We start from the raw sequence: 21494 nt of genomic DNA, 5'->3' as shown, positions 1-21494 counted from the left end.
TAAACATTGTAATTAACACGAACAAAAATGAAAAAACTAAATAACTATATATCGGCTTGTTTGTTGGCATTGGCTTTATCCAGCTGCCATAAAGATCTGGATCTGAAGCCGACCAATGACGTGACTGCCGATGTGGCTTACAAAGATTTTAAGGGGTATACCATGGCCTTTGCGCGACTTTACGGTAGTCTGACCATGCCAAGTACAGCCGGACCCAATAATTCTGATCTGGGTGGGTTGGATCCGGGGACTTCTGATTTTTTACGCCTTTTTTGGAATGCGCAGGAACTGACAACAGACGAGGCTGCCTGTGCCTGGTTGAACGACCCGGGTATCAGCGGCCTGGATTATCTTAATTTTGACGATAGCAATCCAATGTTGCGTGGTCTTTACACACGCTGTATCTACAGCGCAACCCTGGTCAATGAGTTTCTACGGGAGAGTACAGACGCAAAATTGAGCGAACGTGGCATATCAGACGATGATAAAGCAGAAATTGCATACTATAGAGCCGAAGCGCGATTCTTACGTGCTTATAACTATTGGGTACTCCTGGATCTTTTTGGCAATCCACCTTTTGTGACCGAAGAAACTGCTGTGGGCAAGGTTCCGCCGCCTCAGATTAAAAGACCGGATCTTTTTGCATATGTGGAAAAGGAACTGCTGGCCGTAGCTGAACAGTTGAAAGGTGCAAAGCAGAATGTGTATGGACGGGTAGACCAAGTGGCAGCATGGGGTTTGCTGGCCAGACTTTACCTCAATGCCGAAGTTTATTTGGGGGCTGGCAATAAAAAATACAGCGAAGCGATTACTTATTCCGAGAAAGTGCTAAACTCAGGATATCGCCTGAGTACAGGCTATGGCGAATTATTTCGTGCGGATAATGATGTCAACAATCCAGAATTTATATTCTATCTACCTTATGATGGCACAAAGACCCAAAGTAAAGGTGGGACGACTTACCTGATCAATGCCGCGATTGATGCTTCCATGAATCCGACTTCTTTTGGTGTCCCTGGTGGTGGATGGGCCGGAAATAGGGTACGCGACAACATCGCTGCAATTTTTGGTGACTATTCTGGAGCCACAGACAAACGCGCCATGTTTCATTTGAATTCCAGTGTGAAGATCGAAGATATTGCCGTGTATAAGCAGGGACTGGCTGTAACTAAATTTAGTAACATGAATAAAGATGGCAAGACTGCGCCTACCGCTGCAGAAGGTTTTGTCGCTTCGGTGGATTTTCCGTTGATCCGTCTGGCAGAAATGCACCTGATCTACGCTGAAGGTACTTTGCGGGGTGGATCGGGAGGAACAGTGGCTAAAGCCCTGGATTATGTCAATAAATTGCGCGTACGTGCTTATGGGAATACCAGTGGAAACCTGACCAATCTTTCTTTGGATAACGTGTTGAATGAGCGGGTGAAAGAACTGTACTGGGAGGGATTTCGACGCTCGGATTTAATCCGTTATGGCAAATTCACCGGCGATAATTATCTCTGGCCATTTAAGGGTGGCGTGTTAGCCGGTCAGGCAGTACCGAGCTACCGGACTTTGTTCCCGATCCCGGCTGCAGATCTGATTGCCAATTCCAATCTCGTGCAAAATCCGGGCTATAATTAATTGCTTATCGAATGATAAACCCATATTCCATCTGTGAAATGGAAAAAGAAAAGATTTATACATGAAACTAATACACTATATCGGAATAGCGCTCCTCGTGCTGGTGGCTTTCCAAAGTTGTAAAAAAGACGAAACGCAGGCCCGGCTTCATCCGACAGAATCGGTAAAAGCCGCCGCATTGACGTTGGATAAAAGTAATCTGACCCTATCAAAAGCAACCGCTAACGATACAGTCTTGCACCTGAATCTGGTGCAACCGGACTTTGGGTATCAGGCTGCAGTAACAAATGTGATCCAGTTTGGACGCAAGGGTGATAATTTTAAAACAGTGAAAGAAGTTGTGATACCCAATGGACACAGTGCAATTGGATTCACAGGTTATGAACTGAATAGCTACCTGTTGGCTCTTGGTGTGCCTACTGGTGAAGCATCGGATTTTGATATACGTCTGAAGTCCAGTATCAACGCTAAGATTGCGCCTGTATTTTCCACGATCAGTGGTTTAAAAGCCAGTCCCTACGCATCCACCAGTTATCTATATGCCATAGGGGCTTATGAAGATTGGGTTGAGGCCAATGCTGAATCGTTGATTTCGCCAACGAGTAACGGGATTTATAGTGGAATAATCTATTTTCCGGAGGGGAAATTGACATTTAAACTGACACCTGAACGAAATTGGAGCAATTCGTATGGAGAAACAGAGCCGGGTAAAATAGTTTACAATGGTGGTCAAGATATTAAAGCTCCACGCACAGGCAATCTTGAGCTTGAAGTCAATACAACAGCGAATACCATTATATTCAAAGATCACAGCTGGGGCGTCATCGGTAGTGCGACACCAAAAGGCTGGGATGCAGATACCGACATGAAATACGATAACGCCAACCAAGTATGGAAGCTCACTGTAAACTTGACTGCGGGCGCGATTAAGTTCCGCAAGAATCACGAATGGGGAACGAACTTTGGCGGGGCAAATGGAAACCTTGTCGCGGGTGGTGCTGATATCGCAGTAGCGAATGCCGGAACTTATGATATCATCCTTGACCTCAATGCGAATACATACACTTTAACTAAGAAATAATGCCGACTAAATTAAAAAAAACAATACGACTTACCGCAGGAATTGTGGCACTAACAGCGCTTGGATGGAGCCCCTTAAAGGGGCAATCCATTCAGCGGGTAGAACCGTTAAACTGGTGGGTAGGAATGGAGAACCCAACGGTACAGCTTGTGATCTACGGTCCTCAGATCGGGAAAAGTGAGGTTCAGGTTGATGACAAAGGCGTTGAACTCATTCAGGTAAACCGCGTGGAAAATCCCAATTACCTGTTTTTAGACTTAAAAATCTCCGCCTCGGCTAAACCGGGATGGTCTACTTTCACCTTCAGTCAAGGAAAGAAGAAATGGACTTATCGCTACGAATTAAAACAGCGAAACCAAGGGGTCAAAGCGCAAGGGGTAAACAGCAAAGACTTGATCTACCTGATTATGCCCGACCGTTTTGCCAATGGCAATAAAGCAAACGACCGGGTCAAAGGTATGTTAGACCAGAGTCTCAACCGCGACTCCATGTATTTACGGCACGGTGGAGACTTAGAAGGCGTGATCAATAAACTGGACTATCTCCAAGATCTGGGGGTAACCTCGGTATGGATGACTCCTGTACTCACGAACGATATGCCCTTAGCGTCTTATCACGGCTATGCCAATACCGAAACCTATCATATAGATCCACGTTTTGGAAGTAATGAAACCTATGTCCAACTGGGTGAGCAGCTGCACAAACGTCGGATGAAACTGATTTTTGATGTGGTACCCAATCATATCGGCAGTTTCCACTGGACAGTGAAAGATAAGCCGATGGCTGATTGGCTCAACGAATGGCCTAGCTACACACAGACGTCATACAAAGACCAGACAATTTTTGACCCCTATGCCTCTGCGGCAGATAAAAAGAAAATGGTCAAAGGTTGGTTTGTCCCTACTATGCCGGATATGAACCAGCAAAATCCATATGTGCAGAATTATCTAACACAAAGTCATATCTGGTGGATCGAAACGGCCGGAATAGATGGATTTCGTATAGATACTTATCCTTATAATGATCTTGATTTTATGGCCCAATGGACAGATCGCATTCAACGCGAGTACCCCCAGTTTACTTTTTTTGGCGAAACCTGGGTGCATGGTGTTGCCAATCAGGCATATTTTCTGGGCGGCAAACATGTTGGCCAGGAAGTGGACTCCAAATTGATGGGGGTGACGGATTTCCAGTTGAATTATGCTATTGGCGACGCTCTTAATCAAAAGACGGAATGGACTGCAGGTGCAAATAAGCTGTACTCAACCTTGGCATCGGACTATCAGTACCCACAACCAGAACGGAATGTACTTTTTTTGGATAACCATGATAAAGACAGGTTCTTTTCTGTGGTCGGAGAAAATATCCAAAAATATAAATCCGCAATGGCATGGTTGCTGACGACCAGAGGTATCCCACAATTGTACTATGGTGCAGAAATTCTGATGAAGAATTTTTCCAATCCGGACGGTCTCTTGCGTGAAGATTTTCAGGGTGGTTTTGCCGGAGACAAAAACGATAAGTTTACAGCTTCAGGTAGAACGGAAGCTGAACAGGATATGTGGACTTTTGTGCGTACCCTTGCCAACTACCGCAAACAACATGCTGTATTGCAGTCTGGGAAAACCATGCAGTATGTACCTGAAGATGGTATTTATGTTTACTTCCGCTATAATGAGCAACAAACTGTCATGGTGATAATGAATTGCAACGACCAGGAAATGGAAGTCAAGCTTGATCGTTTTGCTGAACGGAATGCAAAAGCGACAGGTTATGTGGATGTCATCAGTCAGCAGGGACTGAAACCAGTTGATAATAAAGTCAAATTAGCGGCTTATGAGACCAAAGTCCTTGACCTTAAATTTTAATACAAGGCGATATTTTAAATTTCATTTTTTTCAATGATTAATTATACTACAGTAAAAGCCGTAATATTTGATTTGGACGGTGTGCTGGTGGATACGGCAATTTACCACTTTCAGGCTTGGCATAGGCTGGCTGAGCAATTGGGCTATTCCTTTTCATTGGCTGACAATGAGCAGCTAAAGGGCGTGAGCCGCGTTGAATCGCTTGAACTTATTCTGAAGTGGGCAGGAATGGAGAAATCGGAACAGGAGAAAGCACAATTGTTGCAACAGAAAAATCAATGGTATCTCGAGCTGATCGAGCAGCTTAGTCCTGCGCAGCTCTTGCCCGGCAGTTTGGCATTGCTACAGCGGCTTCGCGAAAAGGATATCCTGATTGCACTTGGATCAGCCAGCAAGAATGCGTTGAGCATCCTTCAGAAAACAGAGATCGTGGGCTATTTTGATGCGCTGATCGATGGAAATGCAGTACAGACCTCAAAGCCAGATCCAGAAGTATTTCTAAAAGGGGCGGAAGCATTGACCATACAACCACGATACTGTCTGGTATTGGAAGATGCACAAGCGGGAATAGATGCTGCGAAAGCAGCTCAAATGCGCGTGATCGGTGTTGGAAAACCTGAGAACCTCATTGGGGCGGATGCGCTGGTGGAAGACCTCAGCGAGCTGGTAGAAAGATTTTAATTGAGTAGAACAATCAACGTATGAAAACATATATCAAACATGATCCTTGGCAGATTATCGAAGATCAGTTTAGACCCGATCACAATGAGTTTTCGGAAAGTATTTTTGCCATCGGCAATGGTCGTATGGGGCAAAGGGCAAATTTTGAAGAGTATTTTAGTGGTAAAAGTTTACAGGGATCTTACCTTGCTGGAATCTATTATCCTGACAAAACACGAGTAGGCTGGTGGAAAAACGGTTACCCGGAGTATTTCGCCAAGGTAATTAATTCTTTTAACTGGATCGGTCTGGATATTCTGGTCAACGGGCAGCGACTGGATTTGGCGAAGGTCAACATCCGCTCATTTGAACGTCGTCTGGATATGCTGCACGGTGTGTTGCAGCGTAGTTTTGTCGTTCAGCTGCCCGACGGTGCTGAAGTTAAAGTTGATGCAACCCGTATGTATCATCTCTTTGCTTCCGAGACAGCATCCTTGCAATATAAATTGCAGGCATTGACAGGTGATATTGCCATTGAGCTGACTTCTTTTTTGGATGCCGAGGTACTTAATAGAGACAGCAACTACGATGAAAAGTTTTGGGAGTCGTTGGCACAGGGACAGCAGGGGAATAACTTATTTGTTTCCTCGCGAACGAAAAAGACGGGCTTTGAAGTCTGTGCTGAACTCGAAACGCTAGTCACGGGAGCGGCTGGAGTCATTGAGGTGGGACAGACCATTTCGGAAAATGGCTATATGGCCCAACGCTATCGCGCGACAGTGGGGAGGTCACAAACACTCTGTATTGAAAAAAGAGTGGCGATTGTCACTTCCGAAAACCATGTTGTAGAAAAGTTAAAGACTGTCGCTACAGAACGGCTGACTGAACTACGGGCGTTTGATTTTGACCAACTGAAGGAAAAACAGTCCAAAGCCTGGAAGGCGATCTGGGACGAAAGTGACATCGAAATTTTGGGAGATATAGCCGCACAGCAAGCTATTCGGTACAATATCTTCCAGCTCAATCAAACATATACGGGTGAGGATGCCCGATTGAATATCGGTCCAAAAGGTTTCACAGGCGAAAAATATGGTGGAGTGACCTACTGGGATACCGAAGCCTATTGTATTCCATTTTACCTGGCGACGCAATCGCCAGAAGTTGCACGCAATTTACTTTTGTACCGCTATCAGCAGCTGGATAAGGCGATAGAAAATGCAACGAAATTGGGGTTCGGTAATGGGGCGGCCCTCTTTCCGATGGTGACGATCAATGGAGAAGAATGTCACAACGAATGGGAAATTACTTTTGAAGAAATTCACCGCAATGGTGCTATTGCTTTTGCCATTTACAATTACGTACGTTATACGGGGGATACCGATTATATCTGGTCGCATGGATTGGATGTATTGATCGCGATCAGCAGATTCTGGGCACAACGTGTCAATTGGAGTGCGGATAAACAGCAATTTGTGATGCTGGGCGTAACCGGTCCTAACGAATATGAGAATAATGTCAATAATAACTGGTATACCAACCGAATTGCCTCCTGGTGTCTAGAATATACTTTAGCGTGTCTTCGAAATGCTGAAAGATCTCAATCGGCAATTTTTGCAAGTCTAGTAGACAGGTTAAAATTAACTGCCGAAGAACAAAATCATTGGCAGCATATTATCGACAACCTCTATTTCCCTTACGACGAGAAGCGGAAGATCTTTTTGCAGCAGGATGGCTTCCTGGATAAAGAATTGATCCCTGTACAGGAACTCGATCCGTTGCAAAGGCCGATCAACCAAAAATGGAGCTGGGACCGTATTTTGCGATCCTGTTATATCAAACAGGCTGATGTGCTCCAGGGTTTCTACTTTTTGGAAGAGCATTTTGGTGATGATACTCTGGCCCGTCATTTTGATTTTTATGAACCCTTGACTGTACATGAAAGTTCACTTTCACCTTGTGTTCATGCCATCCTTGCTGCAAAACTGGGCAAAACCGCCAAAGCTTATGAGTTTTATCTGCGCACAGCACGTCTGGATCTGGATGACTATAACAACGATACCGACGACGGCTTGCATATTACCTCAATGGCCGGTACATGGATGACCATTGTAGAAGGCTTTGCAGGGATGCGCGTAAAAGATGGACAACTTTATCTCAACCCAATGTTACCGCCCGAATGGGAGGGGTATAAGTTTCGTATCCTATTTCGTGGCGCGACACTGTTGATTGCGGTAGACGCCGATGGCTATACGATCGAAAATATCAGCGACACTTCAGTCCATATCCAGACGGCAACCGAAGATTTCGTACTGGCTGGACAAGATAGAAAACAGGTGTCACAACTCAGATAAATCCATAATTTCAGCGATGTTGGATCTTAGCCTACATTGCTGAAAAATGGGGATTAAATAGTAAATAAATTGTATTTTGTCTTAAATTTTGATAGCCTATTATGGGAAAGAAACCTGAATTAAGTATAAGCCAGGTCGTAAATATGAGCTTTGGGTTTTTAGGAATACAAATGGGCTTTGCGCTACAGAACGGCAATGCTTCGCGTATCCTACAGACTTTTGGTGCCGATGTGGAGCACCTGTCGTTATTTTGGCTGGCAGCTCCGATAACAGGTATGGTCGTCCAGCCCATTATCGGTCATTATAGTGACCGGACGTGGACGCGTATGGGGCGCCGTCGCCCCTATATTTTAGTGGGCGCTCTGCTTACCACATTGACATTGTTTCTCATGCCCAATGCAGCCTTGTTTACAGCTTTACTGCCACCACTTTGGATCGGAGCGGGGCTGCTGATGTTTATGGATGCATCCATTAATGTGACTATGGAGCCGTTCAGGGCACTTATTGGAGATAATCTGCCTAGCGCGCAACGTAGTCTTGGTTTTTCTGTGCAAACCTTTCTCATTGGAGTAGGAGCTGTTGTCGGGTCGTTACTGCCCTATATCCTGACCAATTATCTGGGGGTTGCTGGTACTGCGGAGAAAGGGCATGTGCCTACGAATGTCATTTATTCCTTTTATGCCGGTGGTCTGGTATTGTCGCTTTCGGTGTTATGGTCGGTGATCAAAACAAAGGAATATAGTCCATCGGAACTGAAATCATTTACCGAAGAAACCGTCGAGACCGTAGATAATACCGCTGCATTTGGATTAACTACGATTGTTAAGGATATTAAAGCTATGCCCGCGGTAATGAAGAAATTGGGCTGGGTACAGTTTTTTTCCTGGTTTGCATTATTTATGATGTGGGTGTATACCACGCCGGCTATTGCCGAATCTGTGTTTTATCTAAAAGCTGGAAACCGCCAGAATCTTTATATGGAAGCCGCCAATTGGGTAGGCGTGCTGTTTGGAATTTACAATGGGGTTTCGGCCCTGTATGCCCTGTTTATCCCCACGATTGCCAAACGGTATGGGCGCAGTAAAACCCATGCTTTTGGACTGATTGTGGGTGGTCTTTCGCTGATCTCGCTGTTTCTGATCAAAGATGCCACATTGCTTATCTTACCGATGGTTGGTATTGGCATCGCCTGGGGGAGCATATTGGCCATGCCATACGCCATCTTGAGCGACCATTTACCGCCGACAAAAATGGGAGTATATATGGGCCTCTTTAATTTTTTCATTACACTGCCGCAGATTGTATGTGGTTTTTTTGGTGGTATGATTATTAAATTCATCTTCCAGAGCCAATCGATCTATGGCTTATTGCTGGCAGGCATATTCATGTTTTTGGCCGCATTCTTTGTCCCCAAAAGCAAGCAATAAATTTGAGGCCTGCGTGTGACACTTATGTCACATGCAGGCCCCAAAATCCACCTAGCTTATTTCTTGTCGGAAGATTCAACTATTTTCAGTCATGTAAACACTTGGAGGCATCCCATAATGTTTATGGAAATCCCTTGAAAAATTGGATTGAACGGTATAACCGACCATGGTCGAAATCTGAGTAATGTTATATTCTCTTTGAACCAACAATTCCGCCGCTTTCTTCAAACGCGATATATTGATCAACTCGTTAGGCGTGAGATCAGATAAACCTTTAATTTTACGATATAGGGTTGGTCGGCTCATATTCATTAACCGAGCCAACTCGTCAACATTGAGATCTATGTCTGATATATTGTCGTAGATCACAGTGTTGAGCTGGCTTATAAAATCCTTGTCGGGAGCCGATACATTAATATCCTTCAGATTGGAAATGGAAGAATTTGTGAAATAATTTTTGATGATCTTACGGTTGTTAAGGATGTTTCGTATCTGTACGGTTAGGAATTCCAGTGAAAAGGGTTTTTCGATATAAGCATCGGCACCAATTTTCAGGCCTTTAATTTTAGAATCTAGTGCATTTTTTGCTGTGAGGAAGATGACCGGGATATGGCTGTACAGGATATCGCTTTTGATACGCTTGCATAAAGCGATGCCGTCCATAATGGGCATCATGATATCTGTCAAGACGAGCTGTACATTGTCCTGGTCCAATATCTCAAGTGCTTCAGCGCCATTTCCTGCACGCAAAATGGTGTAATCAGTTTTTAGTTCTTTATTGAGGTAAGCCAGTATTTCTTTATTGTCTTCGACAATGAGGATGACGGGTTTTTCAGCATTTTCGTCTGCTTTCCCGTATAATTTGCCTTCCTCATGATCTGCTGTTTCTTCGAGAAGAGGCTTGATATCAAGCGACTGTTCCTGAAGGATAGGAAGGGAGAGCAGGAAGATGTTTCGATTTTCTTCGGTATAGGCTAAGGACAAAGACCCCCGATGAAGTTCGACCAGGGAACGAGAGAGAGGGAGGCCTATACCTGTCCCCGTATCTTTGTTTGATTCGTTCAGCCGATAAAAGGGTTCGAAAATCTTTTCTCTCTTTTCGAATGGAATAATATCGCCGTCATTTCGAAATTCGATATTGAACATAATATCGTCACTGTTGAAGGGAAGCAATTTGACATGGACTTGATGAGCGGCATATTTTATGGCATTATGGATTAAGTTGGTAAATATTTTGCGCAAAGCTTCTTCATCAACTTGGGCAGTGAGTGTAATCCGGGGCAAGGAAAGATCATATTGCAACATCTTTTCTCTTGCTAGAGTGTTTAGGTCATTGAATACGTCAAGTAACAAGCTGTTAATGTCTGTTTTTGTAAAGATAAGGCTCATATTATTTGTTTCTGCTTTTCTAAAATCCAGAAGCTGATTGGTTAGCCTAATCAGCCTCGTTGTGTTTTTTTCGATCAGGGCAAGATCATTTACCGTATCGTTATCCTCTAATTGATGTGTTCGGATGAGTTTCTCCAATGGCAATTTAATCAGCGTCAATGGTGTGCGGATCTCGTGCGCAAGGTTGGTGAAAAACTCGAGTTTAAGATTGTAAACTTCCTGCTCCTTTTTACGTTCGTAGCTATCCATCTTCTGTGCATTATTCGCTTTGATCAGCAAAAAATAATACCGCAAGATCAATAGAACAATTGTGCTAATGGTCAAAAAGTAAAGGACGTAAGCCCATACTGATGACCACCATGGAGGCGAAACGACAATACGTAGTTCTTTTTCCATCGGGTTCCAGATCCCATTGTTGTTAGCGCCCTTGAACTTAAAAGTATAACTTCCGGGAGGAAGCTTATTATAATAGATTTTCTGGCTGCCGGTGATATCTGTCCAGCCTTTGTCATATCCTTCCATGATATAACGATAGGGATTGCTCTTTGGGGAAACAAAGCTCAAAGCTGCGATATTGAAACTGATATTGGAACTGTCGTAGGTCAGGCGGATCTCTTTTGATAGGGTGATGGATTGTTTTACTATGCCATTTTCATGAACGGGTATGCTTACATTGTTGATTTGAATGCCACTAATGAATATAGGTGGAATAAAGTTATTCTTAATAGATTTTGTAGGGTTGAAGCTGACCATTCCTTTAATGGTGCCAAAATATAAGGTACCGTCGCTATCTTTAAAAGCTGAATTATAATTAAACTGATCTGCAGGAAGCCCGTCTCTCGATGTATAGATAATCCTACGGGGGATACCTTCATCCAGCCTGATCAATCCACCACCTGTTGATATCCATATGCTGTTATTGTCGTCTTCCAGGACTTTAAATACCTGATTGGAAGGTAGACCCGATTCGGTCAGATAGTTGGTGAAATGCCCATCACGGCGGTATTTTGAGAGGCCGCTTTCAGTGCAAAACCACAGGTTTTTTTTGCTGTCTTCGAATAAACCATTGACATAATTATTGACCAGAGTATTTTGTTTACCTTGCTCGGATAGTAAATGTTGTATCTCTCCCGAACCCCGGTTATATTGATAGACTCCGCTACCATAAGTATTGACCCAAAGTATACCGTATTCATCCTCATAAATTCCCTGTATCCATGCTGTAATGGGAAGGAGATCAAAACTGTCTCTATTTTTGTTGTAGACGTATAATGCGCGGTCTGTTCCGACAAACATGCTGTTGTCCCTGGACTTATAGATGCAAACGGCAAAACTGCTTTGTAATCGGCCTGTGCCGATACGGTCATAGTGTTTTTTTAATTTTCCGGTCTTTACATCCAGTATATCAAGTCCATGTGTTGTAGAGCCTACCCAGAGATCATCGCCGATCGTCGCCAAGCCATGAACATTGTTATGTGCAATACTTCCTTTTTTTCCATTGGCAACAAAATGCTGAATCTGTTGTGTCTGAGCATCTATTTTGTTTAGCCCCCCATCTTCGGTGCCTATCCAGAAATTTCCATAGTTATCTTTCTTTATATCGTGTACGATATTCCCTGATAGAGCCGATTTCCCAAATCCGGATAAGTACTTTTTGAAATTGTCGAATTGATTGCTGTATTGGTTAAAGCCGCCAAAAAAAGTTCCAAACCAAATATTATCTTCCCGGTCTCGATAGAAATTTAAAACAGCATTGTCAGATATGGCAAATGGGTTGAGCAGATCTTTTTTGATGTGTTGGCTTTCACCTGTGTGAATGTCATAAGTATATATTCCCGTCTCTGTTCCGATCCAGTATACCGACTCTGTCTGTTGAATAATGCAATTTGCCTGAATAACTTTGTTGGGATAATGGTTTGCAAATAGATTTTTTAACGTTCCATTTTTAAAATCAAAAAGGTAGGCTGAATTGATGGTGCCGACCATAAGTAGAGAATCGTTGATGGCGTAAACAGTCTTGGTATTGGCCAGTGCTTTCCGATCATTTTTTTTGAGCGCAATTTGAACAAATTTGCCTGTGTTAACTTGATATCGTTCTATGGTACTGTTATTGTCTGTGGTCCACAGACCGCCTTTTTTACTACTGGTAATGGCCACCAGCGTGTTTTTGTTTTGATCGAAAGAAACGATCTCTGTCGTGTAAGGATTATAGCGATAAAGTTTCCCGTTGGAAAGCAACCAGATAAAACCGGCGTACTCATGTATGGCATTTACCTCACCTATTGGTATTCGATTAAATGCTTTGAAGTTTTCTTTAACCGGATCGTAACAGTAGGTGCCCCATGTCGTTCCCACCCATAACACTCCTTTGCTATCAGTAAGGATACTTAAAATAGATGAACTCCCGATGCTTGAGGGATCTGAAGCATTGTGCCTAAATATCTTAAATTGATTGCCGTCAAAACGATTGAGACCATTCCTTGTCCCTAACCATAGAAAGCCCTGAGTATCTTGTGTAATACACTTCACAGAACTATTGGAGAGACCATCGTGGGGCTGATAGTTTTTAAAATAGAGTGATTGCGCCTGCAGGTTAGTCCATACGAGCAGTAGATATAGGATAGGTATAAAGGTTATTCCGTGCACAATTTATAATATCTATCTAAAAATAGTCAATAAAAAAGAAAAAAAGAGATTTACTGATACGCTATGATATAAAATTGAGACGCTATGATTGGATTAACAGCAATGATTTGGCGATTTTTATGGTACAATAATAACCAAAGATAAACGTATGCCTTGCCCTAAAATTATGACAACAAATTGTTGTATTTCTATTTTTCAGCGAGTTACTTATTCATCTATTGCGCTTATACAAGCTGCATCGGGAGACTGGTTTTTCACGACGGTTTTCAGGTTCTGGAAAAGGGATTTGTAGTCAGACCCAACGAGAGCCGTGCCAAGGAGAACATAGATCTCAGTCCGTTGTTGGACTGGAAACATTGAAATCACTTTACGTTACTTGAGTGAGAAATTGCTCAGAAATACAGAATCAATTAAACCAATCAATTTAAACGCGTATGAAAAACAAACTACTTGCGCAATGTGTAATGATGCCAGCATTACTGCTCACCACCTTTACTGCAGTAGCCCAGACCAGGGAGCTGAAAGGAAAGGTTGTGGATGAGCACCAAAGTCCCTTGACTGGCGCTACAATTAAAGTAAAAGGCAGTACCACAGCAACCACCACCGATGCTGAGGGTGCATTTTCACTGAATATACCCAATGATGCCAAATCGCTTGAGGTATCCTATGTTGGCTATACATTAAAGGAAGTGCCTATTACAGGTAATGATATGACTATTGCACTTGAACCGAGTTCCGATCAGGGGCTGGAGGAAGTGGTTGTCATTGGTTATGGTACTGCTCGGAAAAAAGACCTTACGGGCTCTATGGTCACCATTGGGGCAAAGAACTTCAACAAAGGTATTATGACCAGTCCCGATCAATTGATACAGGGAAAGACGCCCGGCGTAATGGTTATTAATAACACGGGACAGCCTGGGGGATCGACCACGGTCCGTATACGTGGTAACTCCTCCATCCGGGCGAGCAATAATCCCCTGTTTGTATTGGATGGGGTGCCGATGTCCGGTAACTCGCCATTACCGGAGGGAAGAGGCGGATTTTCTTCGGACAGAGGGAATCCATTGACCTATTTGAACCCGGGTGATATTGCGAGCATGGACATTTTGAAAGATGCTTCAGCAACGGCAATCTATGGATCACGTGGTGCAAACGGCGTTGTGATTATTACCACGAAGAAAGGCAAAGAAGGATCGCCAGAAGTCTCTGTGGGCGCTTCCGCTGGGGTGTCGACAATGCGTGAATACCCAGATGTATTGAATGCGTCGCGGTTTAGAGAGGCATTGAAATACTATACCCCAAACGAAGTGGATGATGCTGATTTTGGTGGCAATGAAGATGCGTTTAAAGCCATCACCAGAAAAGCCATCACACAGAATTATTATGCAGATGTGGCTGGAGGAACAGAATACGGAAAATATCGTCTTTCAGGTGGTTATTTAAATCAGAATGGTATTATCCGCGGTTCGCAACTCAAGAAATATACGGCCAACCTTAGTGGAAATTTTCGCTTTTTGGAGAACAAAAGACTGGGACTTGATTTTGGCCTATTTTTGACACAAATGGACAATAAATATGCACCGATCAATGCGACGGTAGGTTCAGAAGGTAACATTATTTCACAGGCTTTACAGTGGAATCCAACCCGTCCATTACGGGACGCGCAGGGCAATCTGACTTTTGTCAGTACAACCACCCGAAATCCATTGACCAGTATTGAAGCCTTTAAGGATTTAGCGACGACCAATACGCTCGTCATCAATTTGGCTCCATATTATAAAATTACGGATGATTTGGAATATCGTTTTATCTATAGCGCCATGCGTCAGACAGGTAATCGCCAGGGAATGTATCGTGCGGGACTGATCGAACCGTCCAATAACGAAGATGAGCAAGCATTTATCTCCAATAACGGCGAGACAAACTTACAGATGACGCATATGTTATCCTATAATAAACAGATCAACGAGGATTGGAGCGTCAATGCGGTTGCGGGCTATGAATATTTGGACTATAACTTTAATAATAATATTATGTTTGGACGCGGGTTCAAGTATATGGGATTGGATTATTTCGACTACATGCAATACAGTAAACCTGCAAATAGGGAAATAGCATCCTATCGAAGTCCAACCAATCAATTGCAGTCGCTATTTTTACGTGGAGGATTTAATTATTTGAACCGTTATCTATTGACAGCGACGGTAAGAAGGGATGGGTCGACAAAATTTGGTTCAAATAACAAATATGCCGTGTTCCCGTCACTTGCTGTTGCCTGGAATGTGGCGGAAGAAGATTTCTTAAAGTCAAGTGGTATTTTCGATCAGCTGAAAGTGAGGCTTGGCTGGGGTAAGACCGGAAATCAGGAATTCCCTTCTGGTGCCTCATTAGATAGACTTATTTTTAACAATCAGAGTATCAGTCAGGCGAATTACGGTAACCCTGACCTTAAATGGGAAACGTCAACCACAATCAATGCGGGGATAGATTTTGGCATCCTTGGTAACCGATTATATGGTTCTATTGATTATTTCAATAAAAAGACAACGGACGCTTTATTTGAGCAGACACTTGCTCAACCAGCACCAGCCGGCCGTATCTGGGTAAATTTGGATGGTGAAATCGTTAATAAAGGTGTGGAAATCGCATTAACCGGTACGATAGTCAAAAATGACAACTGGACTTGGGATTTGACCGGTAACGCGACCTTTCTTAAAAATAGCGTCAGTGGACTTGTCGGTTACTACGAAACAGGTGCGTTAAGAGGGCAAGGTTTCTCCGGCGTATTGGGACAACGCATGGTGAATGGACAGCCATTGAACGTTTGGTATTTGGCCGACTACCAAGGGATAGATCCACAGACAGGAACAAGTATGTACCGGGGACTGGATGGTAGCATAAGTACCGAAAACGATCCGGCCGTCAATAAGTATTACATGAATAGCCCGAATCCGACAACCTTGTTGGGTATCTCTACGAATGTAAATTATAAGAAATTTTCGCTAGCGGCCAATATGAACGGTGCTTTTGGTCATTACTTATTTAACAATACCGCTGCTACAGGTTTGGGATTGACTAATCTGTCTTCACGAAACATTGGATCCAAATTTTTTGATACCTCGGTCAAAGAGTCTACCTCGAATTCGGCAGCACCGTCTTCACGTTTCTTGGAAAAAGGAGATTATTTAAAATTGGCCAACCTGACATTAAGCTACCGCGTAGGAAACGTGGGTAAAACATTGAAGAATTTAAATGTGTCACTAACCGGACAGAATCTTTTTATTATCACAAAATATACTGGATTTGATCCCGAAGTGAATACAGACGGTTCTACGAATGGAATCCCTTCTTTGGGTATTGAATATCTACCTTACCCGCCTGCGAGAAATATCTTATTGGGTGTTAATTTTTCACTTTAGATTAAGATATATTGTCATTGGATAAACAAAAATATGAGACAGATGAAATTAAGAACTTTATTATATATTGGATTGATAGCTTCGGTTGCGGCAAGTACATCATCTTGCACCAAACTGAAAGAAGAGTTTAAAGGCGAATTGGAGGAGGGAACTTCTGAAGTCGAGCCAGGCGGCTTATTGACTACTGCCTATATCTCACTGAATACCCCTTATCAACAGGAGCAGCGCTGGGTGATGCAAGAAATTTCAACCGATGCAGCGATGGCTCCTACAAGAGGGGGAGACTGGGATGATAATGGAATGCACCGTGCAATTCATTTACATACCTGGAATGCGGATAACGCTTACATGAATAATACTTTTGTAAGTCTGGGGACTGCGATTTATAACGCCAGTAATGTGTTGCGTTACAAGCCTAATGCACAACAAACTGCTGAAGCAAAATTTATAAGAGCACTGGCAATGTTTGATTTGCTCGATCTTTACGGGGTCGTTCCTATTCGAGAAGGTGAAGCAATGGAGGATTTTAGGATCGCTCCAGAGGTTTTGCAACCACAGGCAGCCGTTGATTATATAGTCAAAGACCTGAATGACATTTTAAGCAGTCTTCCAACAGACGGGGCAGCATATGTTGCCAATAGGAATGCAGCGAAAACTTTGCTGATGAAGATCTATCTGAATAAAGGTGCTTTTGTCAATAGACAGGCGCCTACATTTGCAGCTGAGGATATGAATAAAGTGATTACTTTGGCAAAGGAAATTACGATGTCTGCGCAGTATACTGTATCTGCCAAGGGAAAATATTTCGATAATTTTGCACCTGATAATGATGTGAAGTCGACCGAAAATATTTTTACGCTATTAAACAAGAATGGTGAAAGAGGCGGAAATGTGGATCGAACCTGGAATACAATAGCGCATTATAATATGAATCCAAGTGGTTGGAACGGTTGGTGTACGCTCTCGGACTATTATGACAAGTTTTCGGCATCTGATGAACGTCGAGGGATTTATTATGATTATGCAGCGGACACAACCTCCAATCGAAAAAAAGGTTTTGGTCGTCAGAACGTAGGCTTTTTTGCCGGACAACAATATAATTGGAGTACGAACAAGCCGTTAATGGCCCGCAACCCTTCAACAGCTCCGCTGTCATTTAGCAGAGAGGTTACCATCCGTACTTCTGGAGCAACGCTGGAGACAGCGGGAATCCGCCCCATGAAGTATGCATTTGATTATGCTGCTTCAGGACAGCGGAACAACGATTGGGTGGTGTTCCGATATTCGGACGTGCTACTGATGCAAGCAGAAGCGATTTTGAGAGGCGGTACAGGCGCGGCGGGTGAGGCGCTAGCTTTGGTCAATAGTATTCGGATAAACCGTGGTGTGACAAATTTAACCACCTTGACACTGGACAATTTATTGGATGAGCGTGCCAGGGAACTGTATTGGGAAGGCTGGCGGAGACAAGATTTGATCCGATTCGGCAAGTTCTTGCAAGCTTGGCAGGAAAAGGCTGCTGATCCGGATCCAAAAACATTGTTGTATCCTATCCCGAGCCAACAGATCGCGGTGAATCCTAACCTGAAACAAAATCCGGGGTATTGATCATTATACCAATAGCCGTACAGAGAAAATAGCTTGCAATAGCTGTTTTGAAGGTATTTAGACGATCTGGATTGTCCGGGTCATCTAAATACCTTTTTTCTTTTTAATCTTTTTCAGCTGCTCCTATAATTTACCTATGCCGGTCAGCTGTCAACCCTCAATTTTTTATGGTCCTAGGTCGTTCGGGCTTGTTGCTTATTGTCTTTAGATAGGTAGGTATCCAGAAGAGGCGATAGACAGTATTGCGGCGAATCAGTACAACATTTTCGAATAGGGTATGAAATAAAGACGAATATAATGTAAGGAAAGGCGGATATTAACTGGTTTACTTTAATTAGCGGAAAAGCTGTAAATTCAATCAATTATATTATTAATGAAATAAATGAGAGGTATGGTCTTTAGGCAGCTTTATTTGGTCTTATTGATCGTGGCATTTTGTCAATGTCATGGCAATAACGATACTATGGCGAATAATAGAAAATTTCAGGTAGAGGTGGATACAATGGAAAAGGTGCAATCTGTTACAGGACGCTTCAAATCGGATTATCGAGTTGTCCAATTGAGTTTTGCAATGGAACGGTTGCTATTTGTGCTTAATAAGGGGAATATTTACTTGCCAGAAAGTGGTTTTTTTCTGCAGTTGAATCAAGCTGATGCCAAACGTCTAGGAACGAAGGATATTTTATTGATTCCCCTTTTTCCAGATAGAGGGAACTTATTTTATAATTATGATCGAGATTTTACATTTGAAATAATTGCTGTGCCAGGAATCAAAGACTGTTATTACAGTAAGAATGCCTCATTTTTCAATGCACATAACAAGGACAAAATTGAACATAATCCTTATCCGGCGTCAATTTTTGACAGGTCAAATTTGACCGACACTATTGAATGGACAAAATTTATCGACGATCGGGATCTCCGGGATGTGCCCCGCTGGATAGAAAAACTAGATAGCAAACATAAGGTAATGGTACATTACGTGGGTTGTGCTAAAACGTCAGATGGTGGTGAAACAATACATGATTATCGGCCAACAGTGCTAGCTGATCTCGCAAAGGCACGGTTAAGATATCTCAGCAACACAATGGAGCGGTTGGGTGTACCGACGGAGGATGCTTCAAAACAGGTATGGCAGAACTGGTTGGATAGTGTCATCCGGATTGATCCGGGAGGACAACTCGCAAAAGGTGCCAAAAAGGTATGGACAAGAAAATTAGCAGAAAATACAAAAGCATTGTCTGCGCTGGATCAAACAAAGGGCAAAATCATTCGCTTACATCCACAGCCAGATTACCTTAATTTTAAAGATCAACAGCTGTTGTCTATCAATCCTGCTGACAGTAGTATACAGGTCGGTAAAATTGCTTCTCCACAACAACCAAATGCAGCAGAATTCGTCGATTTTAGGGTTGAAAATGGAACGCTATTCAGCATCAATAAGCAATTCCGATGGGGGCAATACAGCGCGGAACCAAGCAATGAAAAGACTACATTTTATAAAGAACGGGCTTCCAAAAAGTTGTTGCCGATGGCAGGGGATATGATTATCGATCATACTTATATGACTCCGGAGCATAGTTATATCCTTTATCATAAGGATCGGACCGCGAATTATGAAATGTTATGTGTCAACAGTAAGACAGGGACAATAATAGCGCAAAAAACTGTAGACAAATTGTTGGCAGAAGCCCATATTGCCAAAGGGAAAATCGAGTATCTGCCCGCTGCAACAATGAATAGCACTTCCCCGGACTTTCCGTTGCTGTTTAAATTAAACGAGGTCATCTATCACCTATCGCTCAATGCTAAATTGGTCCCTGTCGAAACAGTGAAGTTGCCCGCTAATTTACCATGGTACCCCAGCTATCTATCTGCTGATAAACAGACGTTTTATTTTGATAAAGTCGATAATGAATTATACTTTTTTCCGATCGGTCAAAAAGAGTCCATTCCATCGATTAAACTAAAAGATCAGCTTTTTGATAGATATATCATGCTTCCAGATGGGGATAATTTTCGTTTTTTTTATGAATATGGAGACGCTTTTACACATGGAATAAAAACTATTTTGATAAATAGTTCCACATTTAAACAGGAAGGGGAAGCTGAAGTAATTTATGCATATGTACAACTGGAAAATGAATCAAGCGAAAATACACCGAATGATCTAAATGCTTTTAAAATCGGGGACAAATGGCTAGTGAGCTTTATGCTTGAGCAAGAATTGATGGTGATAGAGAAATAGTACAAAGTCGAATGATCACTTAACGTAAAATTTAGTACAGCATCTTGTTGCGGTTTTAGTTATTGATGGTCAATTTGTTAATTAGATAAAATCCGAATTGTTAAAATAAAACCACTTTATTGAATAAAGTGGTTTTATTTTTTTTGTCGGGATGGCCGGATTTGAACCGACGACCTCCAGCACCCCATGCTGGCGCGATACCGGGCTACGCTACATCCCGAATTATTCCAATACGAATGTATAGGATGATCCTAAACTCGTTTTTTTAAGAATAATTTTTTGGTAGCGCTAAAATAATAATTATTGACAAAAAATAAAATCTAATTGAAAAAAAATGAGATGCCCGACTTTTTGACATCCCATTTTTTTAGACTTTATTCGTATTCTCCCTGCATGCTCTTTTCAAATATTCAATCGTCGGGGGAGGTATTTTTGTTTTTTGAATGAGCTATTGCTAGAATTTATAGCCGACCATAATGCCAACAGTTTTGTTCTTAGCGTCTAAAGTTTTGTCCACGCTTGTTAATCCATGACTGTAGTAAGCGTCTACGGTGAAGCGACTGACATCTATTCCAATTCCGGCTCTGCCGTCAAGAGAGAATTTCTTATAATCTGTAGCTGCACTGGATTTGACGGTTTTTAGATCATAGTTTAATTGTGGTCCTAATAAACCGCGAAGGCTAAAATCACCGTTTTCCAGTAATTTATAGCCGACTTGCAACGGAAGATTAACCTGGTAAAATTTAGGCGTCTTCTGTGTATTTTCAAACGAATATTCTTTACGCAGTAAACTGGCTCCAATGCCGGGTTGAAAGAAGAGGCGATCCCCGACACGTGCAAATGCTGCAACAGAAACGCCTACTTTCCCATTATTGTCCTTAACGGATTTATTTCCAAATGATGTCATGTGATAGTTGCTTCCAACTTGTATACCATAAGTCACCTCTTGTGCTTGTGTTGTACCTGTTACTCCCAATACTGTTAATGCCAATAAGGCTACTTTGAATGTTGTTTTCATCTTTAATACTAATTTTTGTGATCTATTCACTAATGTGCTTTTATGATATGACAACAAAAAATCATTGTACCCTTAGAAAAAAAACATTTTTCTATTTTTAGCTATTAACTTTAGTTCCAATTAGGAATGTAAGATCGCTTATAGCATCATTTCGCA

11 protein-coding genes and 1 tRNA gene are annotated in these 21494 nt (G+C 42.5%); 9 read left to right on the top strand and 3 right to left on the bottom strand.

The annotated features are described in order from the left end of the window. Positions 1–27: 27 nt before the first annotated feature. The 6 genes from ABTV71_RS21010 to ABTV71_RS20985 all read left to right on the top strand — a co-directional run bounded on the left by ABTV71_RS21010 (position 28) and on the right by ABTV71_RS20985 (position 9010). Positions 28–1623: a RagB/SusD family nutrient uptake outer membrane protein gene (locus tag ABTV71_RS21010; protein WP_433900931.1), complete on the top strand. Its 1596-nt coding sequence runs from the start codon at positions 28–30 to the stop codon at positions 1621–1623. Between the two features lie 61 nt (positions 1624–1684). Further along, positions 1685–2704, top strand: a complete 1020-nt coding sequence (locus tag ABTV71_RS21005) for a SusE domain-containing protein (protein ID WP_433900930.1) — start codon at positions 1685–1687, stop codon at positions 2702–2704. After that, a complete protein-coding gene (locus ABTV71_RS21000; RefSeq protein ID WP_433900929.1) occupies positions 2704–4572 on the top strand; it encodes a glycoside hydrolase family 13 protein in 1869 nt (622 codons plus the stop codon). The genes ABTV71_RS21005 and ABTV71_RS21000 overlap by 1 nt, the downstream gene beginning before the upstream one ends. Before the next feature lie 33 nt (positions 4573–4605). Continuing rightward, on the top strand, positions 4606–5253 hold the full coding sequence (gene pgmB / locus ABTV71_RS20995; protein WP_121122370.1) for a beta-phosphoglucomutase: 648 nt from the start codon (positions 4606–4608) through the stop codon (positions 5251–5253). Between the two features lie 20 nt (positions 5254–5273). Beyond that, positions 5274–7583 carry a family 65 glycosyl hydrolase domain-containing protein gene (locus ABTV71_RS20990; protein ID WP_433900928.1) on the top strand — a complete coding sequence of 770 codons (2310 nt, stop codon included), beginning with the start codon at positions 5274–5276 and terminating at the stop codon, positions 7581–7583. 101 nt (positions 7584–7684) lie between these two features. Next, a complete protein-coding gene (locus ABTV71_RS20985; RefSeq protein WP_433900927.1) occupies positions 7685–9010 on the top strand; it encodes an MFS transporter in 1326 nt (441 codons plus the stop codon). A gap of 75 nt (positions 9011–9085) precedes the next feature. Here the strand turns inward: ABTV71_RS20985 and ABTV71_RS20980 are convergent, their stop codons facing one another. Further along, entirely contained in the window at positions 9086–13045 is a 3960-nt protein-coding gene (locus ABTV71_RS20980; RefSeq protein ID WP_245971267.1) for a hybrid sensor histidine kinase/response regulator transcription factor, read from the bottom strand. 434 nt (positions 13046–13479) lie between these two features. Between ABTV71_RS20980 and ABTV71_RS20975 the strand changes: the two genes are divergently transcribed. From ABTV71_RS20975 to ABTV71_RS20965, 3 genes are all read left to right on the top strand, one after another. After that, complete coding sequence (locus ABTV71_RS20975; RefSeq protein ID WP_433900926.1) at positions 13480–16464, top strand: SusC/RagA family TonB-linked outer membrane protein; 2985 nt, start codon at positions 13480–13482, stop codon at positions 16462–16464. Positions 16465–16506: 42 nt separating this feature from the next. Continuing rightward, a complete protein-coding gene (locus ABTV71_RS20970; RefSeq protein WP_121122362.1) occupies positions 16507–18072 on the top strand; it encodes a RagB/SusD family nutrient uptake outer membrane protein in 1566 nt (521 codons plus the stop codon). 463 nt (positions 18073–18535) lie between these two features. Then, positions 18536–20320, top strand: a complete 1785-nt coding sequence (locus ABTV71_RS20965) for a hypothetical protein (RefSeq protein WP_433900925.1) — start codon at positions 18536–18538, stop codon at positions 20318–20320. Positions 20321–20466: 146 nt separating this feature from the next. Here ABTV71_RS20965 and ABTV71_RS20960 read toward each other — a convergent pair. Beyond that, positions 20467–20540: transfer RNA gene (locus ABTV71_RS20960), tRNA-Pro, on the bottom strand. Positions 20541–20774: 234 nt separating this feature from the next. Further along, positions 20775–21338, bottom strand: a complete 564-nt coding sequence (locus ABTV71_RS20955) for a porin family protein (RefSeq protein WP_433900924.1) — start codon at positions 21336–21338, stop codon at positions 20775–20777. Positions 21339–21494 lie beyond the last annotated feature (156 nt).

This window comes from Sphingobacterium puteale, assembly GCF_050986225.1.
GTDB lineage: Bacteria > Bacteroidota > Bacteroidia > Sphingobacteriales > Sphingobacteriaceae > Sphingobacterium > Sphingobacterium puteale.
The sequence above is the reverse complement of the archived record's forward strand: the minus strand, read 5'-3'. Positions and strand labels throughout refer to the sequence as shown.

Coding starts and splice junctions, on each gene's coding strand:
- ABTV71_RS21000 (WP_433900929.1), top strand. CDS start 2,704: ATGCCGACTAAATTAAAAAAAACAATACGACTTACCGCAGGAATTGTG.
- ABTV71_RS20955 (WP_433900924.1), bottom strand. CDS start 21,338: ATGAAAACAACATTCAAAGTAGCCTTATTGGCATTAACAGTATTGGGA.
- pgmB (WP_121122370.1), top strand. CDS start 4,606: ATGATTAATTATACTACAGTAAAAGCCGTAATATTTGATTTGGACGGT.
- ABTV71_RS20975 (WP_433900926.1), top strand. CDS start 13,480: ATGAAAAACAAACTACTTGCGCAATGTGTAATGATGCCAGCATTACTG.
- ABTV71_RS20965 (WP_433900925.1), top strand. CDS start 18,536: ATGGCGAATAATAGAAAATTTCAGGTAGAGGTGGATACAATGGAAAAG.
- ABTV71_RS20985 (WP_433900927.1), top strand. CDS start 7,685: ATGGGAAAGAAACCTGAATTAAGTATAAGCCAGGTCGTAAATATGAGC.
- ABTV71_RS21005 (WP_433900930.1), top strand. CDS start 1,685: ATGAAACTAATACACTATATCGGAATAGCGCTCCTCGTGCTGGTGGCT.
- ABTV71_RS20970 (WP_121122362.1), top strand. CDS start 16,507: ATGAAATTAAGAACTTTATTATATATTGGATTGATAGCTTCGGTTGCG.
- ABTV71_RS21010 (WP_433900931.1), top strand. CDS start 28: ATGAAAAAACTAAATAACTATATATCGGCTTGTTTGTTGGCATTGGCT.
- ABTV71_RS20990 (WP_433900928.1), top strand. CDS start 5,274: ATGAAAACATATATCAAACATGATCCTTGGCAGATTATCGAAGATCAG.